We start from the raw sequence: 18,997 nt of genomic DNA, 5'->3' as shown, positions 1-18,997 counted from the left end.
CGTCATGGCACGAGAACCAGCGCCGCATCGGCGCCGGAGGGAGCGGCGCCGGCATCGACCGCGAGCACCTGCCCGGCCGCGAGCGTGTCGAGGAACGGTGCCAGACCGCCATCGAGGCTCAGCCGCATGAGCACGCCGTCGTCGTGCGCGGCGAGCGGACGACTGGCGCGCAGCCGCGGCTGGCGCGCCAGGTAACCGGCCAGGCGCAGCCAGTCGTCGACGCCGCGCAGGCCACCGATCCACACGCTCACCTCGCTCGCCGAATCGCCGCCGGCCAGCGGCGTCGAGGCACGCAGGCCCAGCCGCTGCAGTAGCGCGTCGACCGCGGCGGCGTCGAACTGCGCCACCAGCATCAGCGGCGCGGCGCCGGCTTCGGCGTGGTAGCTGTACTGGACCACGTAGCGATCGGCCTTGGCCACCGCGTTGGCGACATCCTCGCGGGCAAGGATGCCGGCGTCGCCGCTGCGTTCGATCACGACCTTGGCCAGCGCGCTGCGCAGCGCGTCGGCACGCTCGGCCTCGTCCTGCGAACGCACCGCCACGCTGCCGGTGTAGACGATCGGCGCAGCCGCCACGGCGGCGCTCGGCGCCAGCGCGCACAGGATGACGGCAAGCTGCAACAGGCGAAGCACGGACACGGGCGGCGTCGACTCGGGAAAGGACGTCGCAAGTCTGCCCAAAGCGCGCCAGCGCGTCCAATCGCGACGCCGGCCCAGCCCGCACCGATGCTAGAATGCGCGGCCGCGAACCACGCCCTTGGCCATGTCCACGCATCCCGAGCCCTTGAGCTACCGCGCCGCCGGCGTCGACATCGATGCCGGCAACGAAGTCGTCGAGCGCATCAAGCCGCTGGTCAAGCGCACCTTCCGTCCCGAGGTGATGGCCGGCCTCGGCGGCTTCGGCGCCCTGTTCGAGCTCGGCGGTCGCTACCGCGAGCCGGTGCTGGTGTCGGGCACCGATGGCGTCGGCACCAAGCTCAAGCTCGCGCAGATGCTCGGTCGCCACGACAGCATCGGCATCGACCTCGTCGGCATGTGCGTCAACGACGTGCTCGTGCAGGGGGCCGAACCGCTGTTCTTCCTCGACTACTTCGCCACCGGCAAGCTCGACGTCGCCACCACGGTGGCCGTGATCGGCGGCATCGCGCGCGGCTGCGAACTGGCCGGTTGCGCGCTGATCGGCGGCGAGACCGCCGAAATGCCCGACATGTACCCGCCGGGCGAATACGATCTGGCCGGCTTCACGGTCGGCGCGGTGGAAAAGTCCGCGCTCATCGACGGCAGCCAGATCGAAGCCGGCGACGTCATCGTCGGCATCGCCTCCAGCGGCGCACATTCCAACGGCTATTCGCTGATCCGCAAGATCGTCGCCCGTGCCGGCAACCCCTGGGACCTCGATCTCGGCGGCGTCAGCCTCGCCGATGCGCTGCTGGCGCCGACCACCCTCTACGTCAAACCGATCCTGACCCTGCTCAAGCAGTTGCCGGTGCGCGGCATGGCCCACATCACGGGCGGTGGGCTCAAGGAAAACATCATCCGCGTGGTGCCCGCAGCGCTCGGCATCGCGCTCGACGGCAGCGCGTGGAAGCGCCCCGCGCTGTTCGACTGGCTGCAGCGCGAGGGCAACGTCGCGCGTGAGGAAATGCTGCGCACATTCAACTGCGGCATCGGCTACACGCTGATCCTGCGCCGCGACCAGGCCGGCCACGCGATCGACGTGCTCGAAGGCCTGGGCCTGCCGGCGTGGACGATCGGCGTGGTCGAAGCCGCACGCGGCGACGAGCGCGTCCACATCGCATGAGCGCGGGCCAACCGCTGCGCGTGGCCGTGCTGGTGTCGGGGCGCGGCTCCAACCTGCAGGCACTGATCGACGCGCGCGACGCCGGCACGCTGCCGATCGAGCTCGTGCTGGTGGCCAGCGACAAGGTGGCAGCGCAGGGCCTGCGCCGCGCCGAAGCCGCCGGCATCGCCACGCTGGCGCTGGCGCCGCGCAGCTACCCCACGCGCGCCGCGTTCGACCGCGAGCTGTTCGCACGCATCGCCGCGCATGCGCCCGACCTCATCGTGCTGGCCGGCTTCATGCGCATCCTCGACGGTGCGGTGCTGGCGCCGTGGCAAGGCCGCATCATCAACATCCATCCCTCGCTGCTGCCGAAATATCCCGGCCTGCACACGCATGAGCGCGCGCTGGCGGCGGGCGATGCCGAGCACGGCAGCAGCGTGCACTTCGTCACCGCCGAGCTCGATGGCGGGCCGCTGATCGCGCAGGCGCGCATCGCGATCGAGTCTGGCGACACGCCCGATGCGCTCGCGCAGCGCCTGCTGCCGCACGAACACCGCCTGCTGGTGGCCTGCATCGACCTCATCGCGCGGCGCCGCCTCGCCCTGCGCGAAGGCCGCGTCATGCTCGACGGCCAAGCCTTGCCGCACCCGCTGCAACTGGCTGCCGGCGCCACGCGCCTGGCGTGAGCATGGGTTCAGGCGCCGCATCCGACACTGCCGCCTGGCCCCGTTTCCGGATGTCGCGATGAGAGTCCTGCTGTTCGCGCTCGCCTGCGTCGCCCTGCCCGCCCGCGCCGATGCGCCGGCGCCGGTACCCAAGCCGTTCCACGCCGAATACCTCACGCTGCGCAACGGCAGCGAGGTCGGCCGCACCACACTCGACCTGCGCGACAACGGCGACGGCAGCTGGACGCTGCGCAGCCATACGCGCGGCACCTCGGGACTGGCGCGCCTGGCCGGCATCGACGTCACCGAGACCTCGCGCCTGCGCTGGCGCGACGGCCGCCCCGAAGCACTCGCCTACGACTACCGCCAGGACAGCGCCCTCAAGCAGCGCACGCGCCACGCCGAATTCGACTGGAATCACGGCCAGGTGCAGGTCAGCGAAGGCGGCGAGGATCACCGCTACGCCACCGTGCCGGGCCTCATCGACCGCCAGTGCGTGACGTTGGCGCTGGCCGCCGACCTGCTGCGCGGCGCGAGCCACTTCGACTACGCCGTCGCGGTCAAGGACCGCGTCGAGGCGATGCGCTACGAACGCGGCCCGCTCGAGACCCTGCACCTGCCCGCCGGCGACTACGAGGCCCAGCTCATGCGCCGCGCCGGCGAACCCGGCGCCGACCGCAAGCGCGTCGCGCGCAGCTGGTTCGCACCCGCGCTCGGCTACCTGCCGGTGCAGATCGAGCAGACCCAGAAGAAAGGCGACACGATCACGCTGCAGTTGCTGCGTCTGGACTAGCGCCACGGCGCGGCCGATGCGGCAGACACGATGCGCAGGCGTGGAACCCGCCGGGCAGCTGGCACGCAGCTTGGGAACCCACGGTCCAGCGCCGCGCTGCAACAGTCATCCACGCCGCTGGGCTGGCGACACGACGCTTCACCGCTTCAGTCGCCGTCGTCGGCGCCGTCGGCTGGGGCGTCCGCGGGCGGCTGCTCTGGCGTGACCAACGCCAGCTGCGCGCGGTGGGCGAGGCGGGCCATCTTCGTGCGTGCCTGCCGCGAGCGCAGCGACAGGATGTCGCCGAGGATCTCGGCTTCGAGCTCGGCACGGTGGCCGGCAATCACGGCAAGCGTTTGTTTGGGCATCGCAACCGATACTCCGAACCGTTCGCAGGCTTCAGGCGGTGCCCGCCACGCTGGCGTGACGTCGCCCGGCCTGCTGCGTCGCACTCAGTTGGGCAGGCGGCGGATGTGCGCGCCAAGTCCGCCGAGCTTTTCCTCGATGTTCTCGTAGCCGCGATCGATGTGGTAGATGCGGTCGATCTGGGTGTCGCCCTCGGCGACGAGGCCGGCCAGCACGAGCGAGGCCGAGGCGCGCAGGTCGGTCGCCATCATCGGCGCGCCCGACATGCGCGGCACGCCGCGGATGATCGCGCTGTTGCCTTCGATGTGGATGTCGGCGCCGAGCCGCTGCAGTTCGAGGGCATGCATGAAGCGGTTCTCGAACACGGTCTCGGTAATCACGCCCACGCCCTCGGCCACGCAGTTGAGCGCGGTGAACTGCGCCTGCATGTCGGTCGGGAAGGCCGGATAGGGTGCGGTGGTGATGTTGACGGCGCGGGGCCGGCGTCCGCCCATGTCGAGCTCGATCCAGTCGGCGCCGGTATTGATGTGCGCACCGGCTTCCTCGAGCTTGGCCAGCACCGCGTCGAGCGTGTGCGGCCGCGCGTGCTTGGCCAGCACCTTGCCGCCGGTGATTGCGCCAGCGACGAGGAAGGTGCCGGTCTCGATGCGATCGGGCAGCACATCGTAGGTCGTACCCGACAGGCGTTCGACGCCCTCGATCACGAGCGTGGCGCTGCCGGCGCCTTCGATGCGCGCGCCCATCGCATTGAGGCAATGCGCGAGATCGACCACTTCGGGCTCCTGGGCCGCGTTTTCGATCACCGTGGTGCCCTGGGCAAGCGCGGCCGCCATCATGAGGTTCTCGGTGCCGGTGACGGTGACGAGGTCGAGGTGGATGCGCGCGCCCTTGAGTCGCTTGGCGTAGGCCTTGATGTAGCCACCCTCGACCGACACTTCGGCACCGAGCGCCTGCAGGCCCTTGAGGTGCAGGTCGACCGGCCGCGAGCCGATCGCGCAGCCGCCCGGCAACGACACCACGGCCTCGCCGAAGCGCGCCACCAGCGGGCCGAGCACGAGGATCGAGGCGCGCATCGTCTTGACGAGGTCGTAGGGCGCGAAATAGCGCCGCGCCGGCCGCGGATCGACATGGATCTTCATGCGCTCGTCGATGACGAGGTCCACGCCCATCTGGCCGAGCAGCTCCATCGTCGTGGTGACGTCGTGCAGATGCGGCACGTTGCCGATCGTGACCGGGCCGTCGGCCAGCAGCGTCGCGGCGAGGATCGGCAGCACGGCGTTCTTGGCGCCCGAGATCGTCACGTCGCCGTTGAGCGGTTGTCCGCCGTTGATGAGGATTTTGGCCATTGCAGGGCAGGAACCGGTATTGGGTGGGGAAAGGCGGCGACGGCAACACGGGGTGGACGGCGCGGCGGCTGCCCGTTGCGCCGATGCCGGCGTCAGGGCCGGGCCGCCGCCTCGGCAGGGGTCAAGGCACGCACCGACAGCGCATGGATCGCGCCGCCCATGAGATCGCCGAGCGTCGCGTAGACCATGCGGTGGCGCGCGAGCGGCAACTTGCCCTCGAACGCCGCGCTGACCACGCGCGCCTCGAAGTGCACGCCGTCCTCGCCGCGCACCTCGACCTGCGCATCGGGCAGTCCCTGCGCGATGAGACTGTGAATGACGGAACTGTCCATTTGGGGCACTTTTGCGGGCCGGTGGGAGGCGATTGCGCAACGCGCTGGCCGGCAGGTCGGCGCCGGCGCTGCCCCGGCGGCCGGGCCGCGGGGGAACAGGTTACAATCGCAAGCTGCCAATGGTACCCAATTTCGACACCCGCACGAAAGCAAGGACGCACACCCTGCGCTGACATGAACGCCACCCACCCCAACACGCCCACGGGCGGCCACAGCCTGCTCGACGCCACCGCCCTCATCGCCAGCGCGCAGGCCGTGATCGACATCGAGGCGCAGGCGATCGGCGCGCTGCGCGGGCGCATCGGCGCCGACTTCCTGCGTGCCTGCCAGCTCATGTTCGACTGCAATGGCCGCGTGGTGGTGTCGGGCATGGGCAAATCGGGCCATGTCGCGCGCAAGATCGCGGCTACCATGGCCTCGACCGGCACGCCGGCGTTCTTCGTGCATCCGGGCGAGGCCAGCCATGGCGACCTCGGCATGATCACGCGCAAGGATGTGGTGCTGGCGCTGTCCAATTCGGGCGAAACCGACGAACTGCTCATGATCGTGCCGCCGATCAAGCGCCAGGGCATTGCCCTGGTGGCGATGACCGGCAACCGCGACTCCTCGCTGGCGCGCCTGGCCGACGTGCATCTGGACACCAGCGTGCCGGCCGAAGCCTGCCCGCTCGGCCTCGCCCCGACCTCGAGCACGACCGCAGCGCTGGTCATGGGCGACGCGCTCGCGATCGCGCTGCTCGAAGCGCGCGGCTTCACCAACGAGGATTTCGCACGCTCGCACCCGGCCGGCAGCCTCGGCCGCCAGCTGCTGCTCAAGATCAGCGACGTCATGCACACGGGCGAGCAGATGCCGTGCGTCCATGCACGGGCGAGTCTCAGCGAGGCGCTGGTCGAGATGACGCGCAAGGGCCTGGGCATGACCGCGATCGTCGACGACGAGGGGCGTCTGGCCGGCGTGTTCACCGACGGCGACCTGCGCCGCGCGGTCGACGACGATGACATCGACCTGCGCAATACCGCTGTCACGCGGCTCATGACCGCGCGGCCCAAGACGATCAGTGCCGACCGGCTTGCGGTCGAAGCCGCCCAGCTGATGGAAGCACACAAGATCCACGCCCTGCTGGTGGTCGATGCCGAGCAGCGCCTGGTTGGCGCACTCAACATCCACGACCTGCTGCGGGCGAGGGTCGTCTGAGCATCGTGATGGGTGGTCGGGCATCCGTGATCGGACATGGCGCCACGGTCGGCGCGGCCGGCAGCGCGGCAGGAATGCCTCGCAAGATGGCGCCCGTGGCGCCGAAGCGGCGCTGACCGGGCAGCCACGGCCAGACACCACTCACCCATCTCCAAGCACGGCCATCCGGTTTCCACCATGCTCCCGACCGACCTTCCCGCCGACCTCAAACAACGCGCCGCGGCCATCCGCCTGGCGGTGTTCGACGTCGATGGCGTGCTGACCGATGGCAAGCTCGTCTACGGCGCCGATGGTCACGAGCGCAAGGCCTTCCACGTCCATGACGGGCTCGGCATCAAGCGCCTGCTCGCCAACGGCATCGAGGTGGCCGTGATCACGGCGCGGCTCAGCCCGATCGTCACCGAGCGCATGGCCGAGCTCGGCGTGGTCCACGTCTACCAGGACCAGAAGGACAAGCGCGCCTGCCTGCAGCGGCTCATGGCGGCGCTGCGGCTGCAGCCGGCGCAGGTCGCCTACACCGGCGACGACCTGCCCGATCTGGCGCCGATGTGCGCGGTGGGCCTGGCCATCGCGGTTGCCAACGCGCATCCGTGGCTGGGCGAGCGTGCGCACTGGCGCACGCGCCACGCCGGCGGCGACGGCGCTGCACGCGAGGTCTGCGACCTGCTGCTCGCCGCGCAGGGCAAGGCTGCGGCCGAACTGGCCGCCTTCCTCGGCTGACGACTGCGATGGAGCGCCGCTACTGGCTCGTGCTCGGCGTGCTCGCGGTGAGCGCGACGCTCACCCAGTATCTGGTGTGGCTCAATCGCGACCGCACCAATGCGCAGACCTTCGCCGGCCCACCGCGCTCGGACTACACCCTGACCGACTTCACGCTCGATGCGCTCGACACCGAGGGCCAGCGCACGTTCCAGGTCAGTGGACCGGCCCTTGCGCGGCGCGGCGACAGCGACGGCTCGATCTACGTGGCGAGCCCGCAGTACCTGCTCGTCGACGGCAGCGGCAAGCCCTGGCACGGCCGCTCCGACAGCGCCTGGGTCGACAAGACCGGCGAGCTGATGAAACTGCAGGGCGCGGTGGAGCTGCATCGCGCCGCCGAGGGGACGGACGGCCCGCTCGACATCACCGGCCACGACCTCAGCGCCTGGCCGCGCGAACGGCGCGTGGCCAGCGACGCTGCCGTCACGATCAGCGAACCGGGCTCTATACTCAGCGGCATCGGAATGCGCGGTGACCTCAATGCCAAGACCCTCGAACTCCTCGCCGACGTCCACGCGGTCGTGCAGCCCGCGCGCAAGCAGGCGCGCTGAACCGGCCCGCCTGCTGCTGGTCGCCTGCGCGCTTGCCACCACGCTGGCGGCCGCGCGCAGCGACGACCGCGAGCAGCCACTCGACATCCGCGCCAATCATTCGCAGATCGTGCAGTCGTCGGCCACGGCGCCCGGCGTGACCACGTTCACCGGCAACGTGCGCATGACGCGCGGCACGATGCAGGCCACTGCCGCGCAGGCCAAGCTCTACCAGCACCCGGCCAAGGCCAAGGACGCGCAGGGCCGCGACGTGTCCAACGAGGTGCAACGCGTCGTCCTCACCGGCAAGCCGGCCCATCTGGAAGAAGTCGGCGACGACGGCGACCGCGTGACGAGCGAGGCCGAACGCATCGACTACGACGCCGATACCGGCGTGGTCGTGCTCGACGGCAACGTCAGCGTGGTGCGGCAGGGCCACAGCGAGTTCCATGGCCAGCACATGACCTACAACACGCAGACCGGCGCGATGGAAAGCGGCGACGCCAACGGCAGCGCCCCCGTGCATGTGATCATCCAGCCCAAGGCCAAACCCGCGCCCAAGCCGGCCGCTGCGGCAACGCCCGCCGGCGACGCCTGATGCTGAGCGCCAGCGGCCTGCGCAAGAGCTTCCGCGCGCGCGCGGTCGTGCGCGATTTCTCGTTCATGCTCGCGGAAGGCGAGATCGTCGGCCTGCTCGGTCCCAACGGCGCCGGCAAGACCACCTCGTTCTACATGATCGTCGGCCTGGTCGGCGCCGATGCAGGCTCGGTCCGCATCGACGAGCGCGACGTGACCACGCTGCCGATGCACGCGCGCGCGCGCCTGGGGCTGGGTTACCTGCCGCAGGAGCCGTCGGTGTTCCGCCGCCTCAGCGTCGCCGACAACATCCTGGCCATCCTCGAACTGCGCAGCGACCTCGACGGCGCGGCACGGCGACTGGAACTGGACCGGCTGCTCGACGAACTGCAGATCGGCCATATTGCGACGCAGCAAGGCGTCAGCCTGTCCGGCGGCGAACGCCGCCGGGTCGAGATCGCACGCGCGCTGGCGGCGCGTCCGCGCTTCATGCTGCTCGATGAGCCGTTCGCCGGCATCGACCCGATCTCGGTGCTCGACATCCAGCGCATCGTGCGCCAGCTCAAGCAGCGCGGCATCGGCATCCTCATCACCGACCACAACGTGCGCGAGACGCTCGGCATCTGCGAGCGCGCCTACATCATGAACGAGGGCGCCGTGCTGGCCCAGGGGGCTCCCGCCGAGCTGCTGGCCAACGATGCGGTGCGCGAGGTCTACCTGGGCCACGAATTCCGCATGTGACGCCCTGCCGCGGGCGGCATCGCCGCCCCGTGCAGCAAGTGCTGCCCTCGCGCCCGCTTTGGCGCTAGGATGAATCTCAATGACAGCCAACGCCGCATGAAACCCGCCCTCCAATTGCGTCTGGGCCAGAGCTTGGCACTGACGCCACAGTTGCAGCAGGCCATCCGCCTGTTGCAGTTGTCGCGCCCGGAGCTCGAGCTGGAACTCAATGCGGCGCTCGAAGCCAATCCGCTGCTCGAGACCGAGGAGCCCGACGCGGACGAAGCCGAGCTCGAAGGGCTGGATGACTACGCCACCGAGGCGAGCCAGGACGAAACCGGCGACGACGCCGTGGAAGCGTACGACGAGGTACGCGCCGAAGAACCGCTCGACCTCGACCGCGGCGACTACCGCAGCAACAGCGGGCCGGGCGAGGACGGCGCGCTGCCGCAGGATGCGGCACCCGAGGACCTGCGCGATCACCTGCTGTGGCAGCTCAACCTCACGCCGATGCCGGAGCGCGATCGCGCGATCGCCACCGCCATCATCGATGCCATCGACGACGATGGGTACCTGGTGGAGAGCGACGAGGCACTGTGCAGCGCGGTCGCCGCGCTGCATGCGGTCACCGCCGCCGAGGTCGAAGCCGTGCGCCGCCGCGTGCAGCAGTTCGACCCGCTCGGCGTGGGCAGCCGCAACCTCGCCGAATGCCTCACGGTGCAGCTCGGCGCGCTCGAGCACGACACGCCGGGCCTGCCGCTGGCAAAGACCCTCGTCGGCGAGCACCTCGAACTGCTCGCGCGCAAGGACCGCGCGCAGATGTGCCAGCTGCTGCATGTCGGCGACGCGGACTTCGACACCGCGCTGGCGCTGGTGCGCTCGCTGTCACCCAAGCCCGGCGCCGGCCATGCCACCGGCAAGGCCGAGTACGTCGCGCCCGACGCCTATGCGCGCAAGATCGGCGGCCGCTGGCAGGTCGTGCTGGCCAGCGACTGCCAGCCTCGGCTGGGCATCAACGAGCACTATGCCGGCCTCATCGCCAAGGCGCAGCGCGACGATGCCAGCTACCTCAAGGGCCAGTTGCAGGAAGCGCGCTGGCTCATCAAGAGCCTCAAGACGCGCGCCGAAACGATGCTCAAGGTGGCGCGCGCGATCGTCAGCGCGCAGGAAGCCTTCCTCGAATTCGGCCCCGAGGCGATGCGCCCGCTCGTGCTGCGCGACGTGGCCGAGGAACTGGGCATGCACGAGTCGACGATCAGCCGCGTGACCACGCGCAAGTACCTGCACACGCCGCGCGGCACCTTCGAGTTCAAGCAGTTCTTCTCCAGCGGCGTCACCACCAGCGATGGCGGCGTGGCTTCGGCCACCGCGATCCAGGCCATGATCCGCAAGCTCATCGACGAGGAACGGCCGTCGCAGCCGCTGTCCGACCAGGGCCTGACCGTTGAACTCAACCGCCGCGGCATCAATGTGGCCCGACGTACCGTGGCCAAGTATCGGGAGGCGCTCAACATTCCATCGTCCAACGACCGCAGCCGCATCGGCGCGCGCTGAACCGCGTCGATCGCGCCACCGCCATCGAGCCGCGCCCGCTCAAGGAGGGAACCGCAAACCCAAACCGCGTGTCGAAACCCATGGACCGCGCCGATCGCCATCCCGGCGAGCCGTGCGGCAGGTATGACCGGCAGCACCGATGCTGTCGCCTTGCGAGGAAATGAGCCATGCAGATCAACGTCAAAGGTCGTCAAGTCGAAGTCACCCCCGCGCTGCGCGACTACGCGCAAGCCAAGTTCGAACGGGTCACGCGGGTGTTCGACCAGCTGCATGATGTTTCCGTGGTGCTCGGCGTGGAGAAACTCCTGCACAAGGTCGAAGTGACGATGCAACTGTCGGGCAAGACCCTGCATGCCGACGCCACTGCGCACGACATGTATGCCGCGATCGACGTGCTGGTCGACAAGGTCGAAACGCAACTGCGCAAGCACAAGGAAAAGATCACCGACCACAAGGCCGACGCGGTGCGCTCCACGCGCTACGCCTGAAACACCGCGCCACCACGGTCGCTGTGCCCGCAGTCCGGCCCTCGCAGGGCCTGGACTGCGGGCCCGATGAGCCGGATCGCCGCGCGATCGGCTGCACGCGCCGCGGACGCCTGCCGCGCACAGCCTGCTAGACTGGCCGGGTTGCCCGCTGCTGCAGACCGCGCCACCGCACATGCCCTTTCTCGATCTGCTCCCCGTGGAACGGGTCCGTACGGATCTGCTGCCCCGCGACAAGAACGACCTCATCGACCAGCTCGCCGCGCTGCTGGCCAACGGTACCGACGTGACCGCCGTGCGCGATGCGTTGCGCGCGCGAGAGCGGCTCGGCGGCACCGGGCTCGGCCATGGCGTGGCGATCCCGCACGGTCGCAGCAGTGCCGTCGAGCATGCCAGCGCCGCCTTCGTGCGTCTGGCCACCCCGATCGACTTCGGCGCCGACGATGGCGTGCCGGTCGATCTCGTCGCGGTGCTGCTGGTGCCGGCCCATTTCACCGACCAGCACCTCAAGCTGCTGGCCGAACTGGCCGAGCTGTTCTCCAACGCCGCCGTCACCAGCGAACTGCGCAGCGCGCCCGATGCCGCCGCGCTGCGCGAGGCGCTGCAGAAAGGGCTGCGGGCCTAGCTCGAGCGCGCCCGGCACCACCACCGCGCGCCGTCCCTGCGCCGCCTGCGGGCCGCGCCACGGGGCAACCACCGCCACGCCGCGCCGGTTCGACCGGCCCTGCCCTGCCATGTGACGCGATCGGCGCTGCCCCGTACACTGGCGGCAACCAGCCGCCGTTGCGACACTCCATGGCCAACCACCGCCCACCGCAGAGCCGCGCCCCATGGACCGCCTGACCGCCCGCCAGCTGTTCGACGCGATCGGTGCCCGCTTCGACCTGCGCTGGGTCGCCGGCATGCGCGGCGAGGAGCGCGCCATCGAGATCGACAGTTCGATGGATCGGCGGCCGTCGATGGTCGGCTACCTCAACATCATCTATCCCAACAAGGTGCAGATCATCGGCACCGAGGAACTGCGCTACCTCGACGCGCTCGAAGCGCGCCAGCGCTGGGAGACGGTGCAGAAGATCTTCGCCTCCAAACCCACCGCGCTGCTCGTGACCAAGGACCAGGCGATCCCGTCGGACCTGCGCGAGAGTGCCGAGGAAAGCCACACCCCGCTGTGGATCAGCCCCAAGCGCGGCCACGAACTGCTCACCTACCTGCAATACCAGCTCGCGCGCATGCTGGCGCGGCACACCACCCTGCACGGCGTACTGATGGAGGTGTACTCGATCGGCGTGCTCATCACCGGCGAGAGTGGCACCGGCAAGAGCGAGCTCGCACTCGAACTGCTCACGCGCGGCCATCGCCTGGTGGCCGACGACGCACCCGAGTTCACGCTGATCGCCCCCGACGTGATCGACGGCACCTGCCCGGAGATGCTGCGCGACCTGCTCGAAGTGCGTGGCCTGGGGGTGCTCAACGTGCGCGAGATGTTCGGCCATACCGCCGTCAAGCCATCCAAGTACCTGCGCCTGATCGTGCACCTGGAGCCGCAGCGGCTCGATGCCCCGCCGAGCGATCCGATGATGCGCCTGACCGGGGATGTCGGCTATCGCGAGGTGCTCGACGTGGCGGTGCCGCAGATCGTGATTCCGGTGGCCCCCGGCCGCAACATCGCCGTGCTGTGCGAGGCCGCCGTGCGCAGCCATCTGCTCAAGAGCAAGGGCTTCGATCCGGCGCAGACCTTCATCGACCGCCAGGCGCACCAGATGCGCCGCCTGCCGCCATGGTAGACGCCACCACCACGGCCGCGCGCGACGACGCGCGCCAACTCATCATCGTCAGCGGCCTGTCGGGCTCGGGCAAGAGCGTGGCGCTGCGCACGCTCGAGGATCTGGGCTACTACTGCGTCGACAACCTGCCCGCGGCCCTGATCCCGGCGCTGGCCGAGGCCGGCGCGCCGGGACGCCTGGCGGTGGGCGTCGACGTACGCAACCGCGCCGACCAGCGCGATCGGCTGCCGCACGTGCTCGGCGAGCTGGCGCGCCTGGGTGTGGCCTATCGGCTCATCTTCCTCGACGCCGCCGACGAGGTGCTGATCAAGCGCTATGCCGAGACGCGGCGCCGCCATCCGCTGTCGGAACAGGGACTGAGCCTGGCCGAGGCCCTGCTCGAGGAGCGCCGCCAGCTGCGACCGCTGGTGGCGCTGGCCGATCACGTGGTCGACACCAGCCAGCTCAACGTGCACCAGCTGCGCCGCATGGTGATCGCCGAGATGGATCTCACGCCCGGCATCATGACCTTGCTGTTCGAGTCCTTCGCCTATCGCCGCGGCGTGCCCCCCGAGGCCGACTTCGTGTTCGACGCGCGCAACCTGCCCAACCCGCATTGGGACGCACAGCTGCGCCCGCTGTCGGGGCGTGATGCGCCGGTCCGCGACTGGCTGCAGGCACGGCCCGACGTGGTGGCCTACGCCAACGACCTCGAATCGCTGCTGCAGCGCTGGCTGCCGGGCTTCGACAGCGACGGCCGCAGCTACGTGACGATCTGCATTGGCTGCACCGGCGGCCGGCATCGCTCGGTGTACCTGGCCGAGCACCTCGCCGAGCGTTGCCGCGGCGAGCGTCGCCAGGTCCTGACGTATCATCGTGAGCTGTCGTGACAGGTAGGCTGGCATGAGCGTTGGCGTGTTGTTGATGACCCACGAATCGATGGGGGCGGCGCTGGTCAACGCCGCGCGCCATGTGCTCGGCCGCCTGCCGCTGCCGCTGCAGGTGCAGGAAGTCGGCGCCGGCGACGATCCCGAGCAGCGACTGCGCGCGGCAGCCGCCAGCGCGCGCGAGCTCGACCACGGCGATGGCGTGCTCGTGCTGTCGGACATCTACGGCGCCACCCCGTGCAACATCGCCCAGCGCCTGCCGCAACTGGGCGTGCACATGCGCTGCGTGTCGGGACTGAACTTGCCGATGCTGCTGCGTGTCCTGAACTACCCCGAACAATCCCTCGACGAACTGGCCCAGACGGCAGCCCACGGCGGCCGCGGCGGCATCGTCGTCGATCACCCTTGAATCCCTTGCCAACACGATTCCACGGAGCCATGGTCGAACAGGACATTGTCATCACCAACAAGCTCGGGCTGCATGCGCGCGCCTCGGCCAAACTCGTGCAGGCGCTGCATGGTTTCCAGGCCAGCGCCTTCATCACCTGCCGCGGCAAGGAGGTCAACGCCAAGAGCATCATGGGGGTGATGATGCTGGCGGCGGGGCTGGGCGCGCCGCTGCGGCTGCGCGCCGACGGCCCCGACGAAGCCGATGCGATGGCGGCGATGATCGACCTGTTCGAACGCAAGTTCGACGAGGGCCAGTAGCAAGCCACGGCCATTGGCGGCAGGCCGTTGCCGCCACCCCTGAATGAACCACGCCGCGCGCGGAGCGCCGCGGTGCCGACCACAAGGAAAACGCTCGCGTGCGACTCGTACTGACCGGCAGCGGTGCTTCTCGCGGCATGGCCCTGGGTCGCGCGCGCCTGCAGCAGCCCAGCCGCTATCTCGTCGACGAGCGGCCGCTGCCCGCGGACGAGGTCGAAGCGGAGGTCGAGCGGCTCAAGCGCGCGATCGAGATTGCCCGCGACGAACTCGCCGCGCTGCGCGACAAGCTGCATGGCTCGATGGCGCGCGAGGTGGCCGAATTCATCGACGCGCACAGCCTCATGCTGGCCGATCGCGAACTCACCAGCGGCATCTACGAACTGGTCCGCCAGGGCCGCTACCGCGCCAGTGCCGCGCTCAAGCTGCAGCGTGACCGCCTCGTCGCCGTGTTCGAGGCGATGGACGATCCCTACCTGCGCAGCCGCAAGGAAGACATCGAGCACGTGATCGCCCGCGTGCAGGCCGGCCTGCTGCGCGAGGCAAGCAGCGAGGAGCGCAAGCTCGCCGCGCGCGTGGGCGAAATCCTTGTCAGCGACAGCGTGGCGCCGGCCGAACTGGTGCCGCTGGCCGAGCATGGCGTGCTCGGCGTCGTGCAGACCGCCGGCAGCCGCGTCTCGCACGGCGCGATCCTTGCACGCTCACTGCACCTGCCGATGGTGGTCGCCGCGCACGATGCGCTGGGCGCGATCCAGGACGATGATCTCGTCCTCATCGACGGCGAAGCCGGTGAAGTCATCGTCCACCCGGCGGCGCCTGACCTGGCGCGCTACCGCGCCTGGCAGCGTGACAGCCTGCAGCGCAGCAAGCAGCTCGCCCTGCTCGCCGACCGCGACACGCGCACGCGCGACGGCGTCGCGATCGCGCTGTACGCCAATGCCGAATCGGCCACCGACATTGCGCTCGCGCGCGCCAGCGGCGCTGCCGGCATCGGCCTGTACCGCACCGAATTCCTGTTCATGCAGCGGCGCGAACCACCGAGCGAGGACGAGCAGTTCCAGGCCTATTGCGATGTCGTGCTCGGCATGGGCGGCCTGCCGGTGACGATCCGCACGCTCGATCTGGGCGCCGACAAGGCCGATGCCAGCGGCCTCACGCTCGACGATGAGGACAACCCCGCACTGGGCGTGCGTGGCGTGCGCCTGTCGCTGCGCCATCCCCAGCTCATGCGCACGCAACTGCGCGCGATCCTGCGCGCGTCGGCGTTCGGCCCGGTCCGCGTGCTGGTGCCGATGGTATGCGCAGCCGAGGAAATGTCGCAGATGCGCGTGCTGCTGCGCGACTGCGCACGCGACCTGCGCAGCGCCGGGCACGAGATCGCCGACAACGTCGAGCTCGGCGCCATGATCGAAGTGCCGGCGGCCGCGATCGCGCTGCCGAGCATGATCCGCAAGCTCGATTTCGTTGCCATCGGCACCAACGATCTCGTGCAGTACACGCTGGCGATCGACCGCAACAACGACCACCTGGCCGACCTGTATGACCCACTCCACCCGGCCGTGTTGCGCCTGCTCGCGCAGACGATCACCACTGCCCAGCGCGCCGGCAAGCGCGTGAGCCTGTGCGGCGAGATGGCCGGTGATCGTCGCTACACCGCGCTGCTGCTCGCGCTCGGCCTCACCGACTTCAGCATGCACCCTGGCGTGCTGCTCGAAGTGCGTGAACTCATCGCCACGCTCGACCGTGGCGAGCTGCGCAAGCACACCGCCGCATTGCTGCGGGCGCCGACCCGCGAGCGCATCGAGCGCGTGATCACACGCATGCACGCGCCCTGACCGGCCGGCGCATGATCGCTGCCACCTCACGCAGGCCCGTCGATCGACGCCGGCTCGCCAACCCGAGCGCAGCCTGCGCGCCCGCGGCCCCGAATCATCGGCGCCCGATCTGCAGATGCCACTGGCGCTGAGCCTCGATGCTGTTCAACTCATTCCACTTCGTGGCGTTCTTTCTCGTGGTGCTGGCGCTCAACCAGACCCTGCGGGCGTGGCCGTTCGCGCAGAAGCTCATGTTGCTGGCGGCGAGCTATTACTTTTATGGCCAATGGCAGTGGCACTACCTTCTGCTGGTGTGGTTTTCCACACTCGTCGACTACGCGATCGGCCTGCGCCTGCCACACACGCCGCGGCCACGGCGCCTGGTCGTCCTGAGCGTGATCGTCAACCTCGGCTTTCTCGCTGTCTTCAAGTACGCGAACTGGCTCATCGCCACGGTCAACGACGGCGCGCAGGCCTTGGGCAGCGTCTGGCACCTCACACCGATCGACCTGTTGTTGCCGGTCGGTATCTCCTTCTACACCTTCCAGAGCCTGTCCTACACCATCGACGTGTACCGGCGCGAACTGCCGCCGCGCCGCAACCTGCTCGATTACGCGCTCGCAGTGGCTTTTTTCCCGCAGATCGAAGCCGGGCCGATCGTGCGTGCACGCGAGTTCCTCGCCGAACTCGACGGCGAACAGCGGGTCGGGTTGGCCGACATCCGCCGTGCGCTGGTGCTGATCGCGCTCGGCTACGTCAAGAAGATCGTCCTCGCAGACAACCTTGCCCTGCTGGTCGACCCGGTGTTCGACACACCGCTCGCGCACGGCTTCTGGGATTGCCTGCTCGCGGTGTACGCGTTCGCATTCCAGATCTATTGCGACTTTTCGGGCTACACCGACATCGCGATCGGATGCGCGCTGTTGCTCGGCATCCGCTTTCCACCCAACTTCGACTATCCCTACGCCGCGCGCAGCCTGCAGGAGTTCTGGCACCGTTGGCACATGACGCTGTCGCGCTGGCTGCGTGACTACCTCTACATTCCGCTGGGCGGCAATCGCAAGGGACATGGCCGAACCTACGCGAACCTCATGCTGACGATGCTGCTGGGCGGCCTGTGGCATGGCGCCAGTTGGAACTTCGTTATCTGGGGCGGGCTCCACGGGGCGTACCTGGCAGGAGAGCGTGCGTGGCCGGCCAACTTGGCCATCCCGCTGCCACGCGCGATGGCCGTCGCGCTGCGCGTACTCATCACGTTCCACCTCACCTGCCTGGCCTGGGTGTTCTTCCGCGCACGTGATCTTGACCTCGCCATCGACATGCTCGGACGGCTGGCACAACCGCAATGGCGCGCGTTCGCGCTCGACGCGCAGGGCACCACGGCCGCGCTGCTCGTCGGCCTGTTCGCGGCCCAGCAGCTCGGCGCGCACCTGCGCTACAAGGAGCGCATCGCCGCCCACGATGGCCTGCTCGTCATCATGCTGGGCCTGGTGATGGCGGCGCTGATCCTGTTCGCACCGAGCCACAGTGCGCCGTTCATCTACTTCCAGTTCTGACATGCGGACCCGCCTGCGCCAACTTGCGTTCCTCCTGTTCGCCCCGTTCGCAGTGCTGCTGGCGGTCGAAGCTGCATTCCACAGCGGGCTGTACGAACGCTGGGCCCAACCGTCCAGCCATGCCGGCACCAGCGTGCGGCTCAAACAGGCACTGCTGATGCCGCTGGCAAGACACATCGACTTCGTCACGCTGGGCAGCTCCCGACCGCAGTTCGGCCTCGACCATGCCGCTTGGCGACAGCGCGCGGCACAGCATGGCTACGTGCACGCCAACCTGACGATGCCCGGCACGCACTGGATGACGATCGAAGTGCTGCGGCGCTGGCTCGTCCGCACGCACCCGGAAGTCCGAGGCGCCGTCATCGCCATGTCGATCCAGGACTTCAACAATCCCGGCAATGGCAGCTACGAGCTCGGCATCGTGCAGCCGTTCCGCGAACTGGCCGATACGGCGTGGATCGCCAACCACGTCGCATTCGACGCACACGACGCCGCAACCTGGGGCGTCTACTCGGCGATGGCGCAGTGGCGCAGCGACCTGCGCGCGTTCCTTGCCAACCCAAAGCAGCGCCTTGATTCGATCGCCTGGTTCATCACCAACATGACGCCTGAGCGGATCCTGTTCGAGAACGCCGCGCCGCATGCCGACGCTTGCCGGCACGGGATCGCGAGCCTCGACGCCTGCGCCGCACTGGAGCAGGCGACCGACGAAACCGGCCGCGCGCTCGCCCGCCAGTGCCGCGAACTGCAGGCGATGGCCACCTATCGCCCCAACTACGTCGCAATGCTGCGCGGCGCGGCGGTGCCCGAGCCCGTGTCGCGGGCGCGCGCGATGGTTCGCGCACAGCTCGGGGCGAGCACTTGGCCGCAGCCCACGGTCGTGCTGCTCATGCCTGCGCCGTCGGTGTGGCAACGCGAGGTGCTCGGCAACGGCCTGCACGCATGGGCACTGGACGTATTGCAGCCGCTGGTCGATGAAGGTCGCATCCACGTGCTCGACGCCACCGACCTGCTCGCCGATGGTGCGGACGAGTGCGCGAACTACTTCGACTTCTACCACCAGAGCAGTCAGGGGCGTGCGAAGCTCGATGCGTGGCTCGAACCGCGCCTCGCACCACTGCTGTACGGCGCGCCATCGACGGGCCGCTGAGTCGCATCGCCGACGCGATCAACTGGCCGCGGTGACGTCAG

The 18,997-nt window shown here is 69.4% G+C and carries 22 protein-coding genes; 18 read left to right on the top strand and 4 right to left on the bottom strand.

Annotated features, from left to right (window positions below; genetic code table 11):
• Positions 1-2 precede the first annotated feature (2 nt).
• Positions 3-638 (bottom strand): DUF2066 domain-containing protein, encoded by a 636-nt coding sequence (locus KF903_RS08555; protein WP_291213645.1) that lies wholly within the window; start codon positions 636-638, stop codon positions 3-5.
• A 124-nt stretch (positions 639-762) separates the two neighbouring features.
• On the opposite strand from KF903_RS08555, the gene purM reads away from it, so the two are divergent.
• From purM to KF903_RS08540, 3 genes are read left to right on the top strand one after another with little or no spacing between them, the layout of a single operon-like run.
• A complete protein-coding gene (gene purM, locus KF903_RS08550) occupies positions 763-1,800 on the top strand; it encodes a phosphoribosylformylglycinamidine cyclo-ligase (protein ID WP_291213643.1) in 1,038 nt (345 codons plus the stop codon).
• Complete coding sequence (purN, locus tag KF903_RS08545) at positions 1,797-2,468, top strand: phosphoribosylglycinamide formyltransferase (RefSeq protein ID WP_291213641.1); 672 nt, start codon at positions 1,797-1,799, stop codon at positions 2,466-2,468. The genes purM and purN overlap by 4 nt, the downstream gene beginning before the upstream one ends.
• A gap of 58 nt (positions 2,469-2,526) precedes the next feature.
• Positions 2,527-3,240, top strand: a complete 714-nt coding sequence (locus KF903_RS08540) for a DUF3108 domain-containing protein (RefSeq protein WP_291213640.1) — start codon at positions 2,527-2,529, stop codon at positions 3,238-3,240.
• Between the two features lie 146 nt (positions 3,241-3,386).
• Here KF903_RS08540 and KF903_RS08535 read toward each other — a convergent pair whose 3' ends face one another.
• From KF903_RS08535 to KF903_RS08525, 3 genes are all read right to left on the bottom strand, one after another.
• Complete coding sequence (locus KF903_RS08535) at positions 3,387-3,587, bottom strand: hypothetical protein (protein ID WP_291213638.1); 201 nt, start codon at positions 3,585-3,587, stop codon at positions 3,387-3,389.
• A gap of 84 nt (positions 3,588-3,671) precedes the next feature.
• The gene (gene murA / locus KF903_RS08530) at positions 3,672-4,931 is read right to left on the bottom strand and encodes a UDP-N-acetylglucosamine 1-carboxyvinyltransferase (RefSeq protein ID WP_291213636.1); all 1,260 of its coding nucleotides are present in this window, start codon (positions 4,929-4,931) and stop codon (positions 3,672-3,674) included.
• Between the two features lie 92 nt (positions 4,932-5,023).
• On the bottom strand, positions 5,024-5,263 hold the full coding sequence (locus tag KF903_RS08525; protein WP_291213635.1) for a BolA/IbaG family iron-sulfur metabolism protein: 240 nt from the start codon (positions 5,261-5,263) through the stop codon (positions 5,024-5,026).
• 174 nt (positions 5,264-5,437) lie between these two features.
• Here KF903_RS08525 and KF903_RS08520 point away from each other — a divergent pair, with 174 nt between their 5' ends.
• The 15 genes from KF903_RS08520 (at position 5,438) to KF903_RS08450 (ending at position 18,956) form a co-directional block, all read left to right on the top strand.
• Positions 5,438-6,457, top strand: a complete 1,020-nt coding sequence (locus tag KF903_RS08520; RefSeq protein WP_291213633.1) for a KpsF/GutQ family sugar-phosphate isomerase — start codon at positions 5,438-5,440, stop codon at positions 6,455-6,457.
• Positions 6,458-6,634: 177 nt separating this feature from the next.
• The gene (locus KF903_RS08515; RefSeq protein ID WP_291213631.1) at positions 6,635-7,177 is read left to right on the top strand and encodes an HAD hydrolase family protein; all 543 of its coding nucleotides are present in this window, start codon (positions 6,635-6,637) and stop codon (positions 7,175-7,177) included.
• A gap of 8 nt (positions 7,178-7,185) precedes the next feature.
• Positions 7,186-7,767 carry an LPS export ABC transporter periplasmic protein LptC gene (lptC, locus tag KF903_RS08510; protein ID WP_291213629.1) on the top strand — a complete coding sequence of 194 codons (582 nt, stop codon included), beginning with the start codon at positions 7,186-7,188 and terminating at the stop codon, positions 7,765-7,767.
• Entirely contained in the window at positions 7,697-8,344 is a 648-nt protein-coding gene (gene lptA / locus KF903_RS08505; protein WP_291213627.1) for a lipopolysaccharide transport periplasmic protein LptA, read from the top strand. The genes lptC and lptA overlap by 71 nt, the downstream gene beginning before the upstream one ends.
• The gene (gene lptB / locus KF903_RS08500; RefSeq protein ID WP_291213625.1) at positions 8,344-9,063 is read left to right on the top strand and encodes an LPS export ABC transporter ATP-binding protein; all 720 of its coding nucleotides are present in this window, start codon (positions 8,344-8,346) and stop codon (positions 9,061-9,063) included. Before lptA ends, lptB begins: the two co-directional genes overlap by 1 nt.
• A gap of 96 nt (positions 9,064-9,159) precedes the next feature.
• Positions 9,160-10,596, top strand: a complete 1,437-nt coding sequence (locus KF903_RS08495) for an RNA polymerase factor sigma-54 (protein WP_291213623.1) — start codon at positions 9,160-9,162, stop codon at positions 10,594-10,596.
• A gap of 167 nt (positions 10,597-10,763) precedes the next feature.
• Positions 10,764-11,084, top strand: coding sequence for a ribosome-associated translation inhibitor RaiA (raiA, locus tag KF903_RS08490; RefSeq protein WP_291213621.1), 321 nt, complete (start codon positions 10,764-10,766; stop codon positions 11,082-11,084).
• A gap of 172 nt (positions 11,085-11,256) precedes the next feature.
• The gene (locus tag KF903_RS08485; protein WP_291213619.1) at positions 11,257-11,706 is read left to right on the top strand and encodes a PTS sugar transporter subunit IIA; all 450 of its coding nucleotides are present in this window, start codon (positions 11,257-11,259) and stop codon (positions 11,704-11,706) included.
• A 205-nt stretch (positions 11,707-11,911) separates the two neighbouring features.
• Entirely contained in the window at positions 11,912-12,865 is a 954-nt protein-coding gene (gene hprK / locus KF903_RS08480; protein WP_291213617.1) for an HPr(Ser) kinase/phosphatase, read from the top strand.
• Complete coding sequence (rapZ, locus tag KF903_RS08475; protein WP_291213615.1) at positions 12,859-13,734, top strand: RNase adapter RapZ; 876 nt, start codon at positions 12,859-12,861, stop codon at positions 13,732-13,734. The genes hprK and rapZ overlap by 7 nt, the downstream gene beginning before the upstream one ends.
• 13 nt (positions 13,735-13,747) lie before the next feature.
• The gene (locus KF903_RS08470) at positions 13,748-14,140 is read left to right on the top strand and encodes a PTS sugar transporter subunit IIA (protein ID WP_291213613.1); all 393 of its coding nucleotides are present in this window, start codon (positions 13,748-13,750) and stop codon (positions 14,138-14,140) included.
• 29 nt (positions 14,141-14,169) lie between these two features.
• Positions 14,170-14,439, top strand: a complete 270-nt coding sequence (locus KF903_RS08465; protein WP_291213611.1) for an HPr family phosphocarrier protein — start codon at positions 14,170-14,172, stop codon at positions 14,437-14,439.
• Between the two features lie 98 nt (positions 14,440-14,537).
• Positions 14,538-16,271: a phosphoenolpyruvate--protein phosphotransferase gene (gene ptsP, locus KF903_RS08460; RefSeq protein WP_291213609.1), complete on the top strand. Its 1,734-nt coding sequence runs from the start codon at positions 14,538-14,540 to the stop codon at positions 16,269-16,271.
• 137 nt (positions 16,272-16,408) lie between these two features.
• The gene (locus tag KF903_RS08455) at positions 16,409-17,806 is read left to right on the top strand and encodes an MBOAT family O-acyltransferase (protein WP_291213606.1); all 1,398 of its coding nucleotides are present in this window, start codon (positions 16,409-16,411) and stop codon (positions 17,804-17,806) included.
• A gap of 1 nt (position 17,807) precedes the next feature.
• Entirely contained in the window at positions 17,808-18,956 is a 1,149-nt protein-coding gene (locus KF903_RS08450) for a hypothetical protein (RefSeq protein ID WP_291213604.1), read from the top strand.
• The last annotated feature ends 41 nt before the right edge of the window (positions 18,957-18,997 follow it).

This window comes from Dokdonella sp. (assembly GCF_019634845.1).
In the GTDB taxonomy this organism is placed as follows: domain Bacteria; phylum Pseudomonadota; class Gammaproteobacteria; order Xanthomonadales; family Rhodanobacteraceae; genus Dokdonella_A.
The sequence above is the reverse complement of the archived record's forward strand: the minus strand, read 5'-3'. Positions and strand labels throughout refer to the sequence as shown.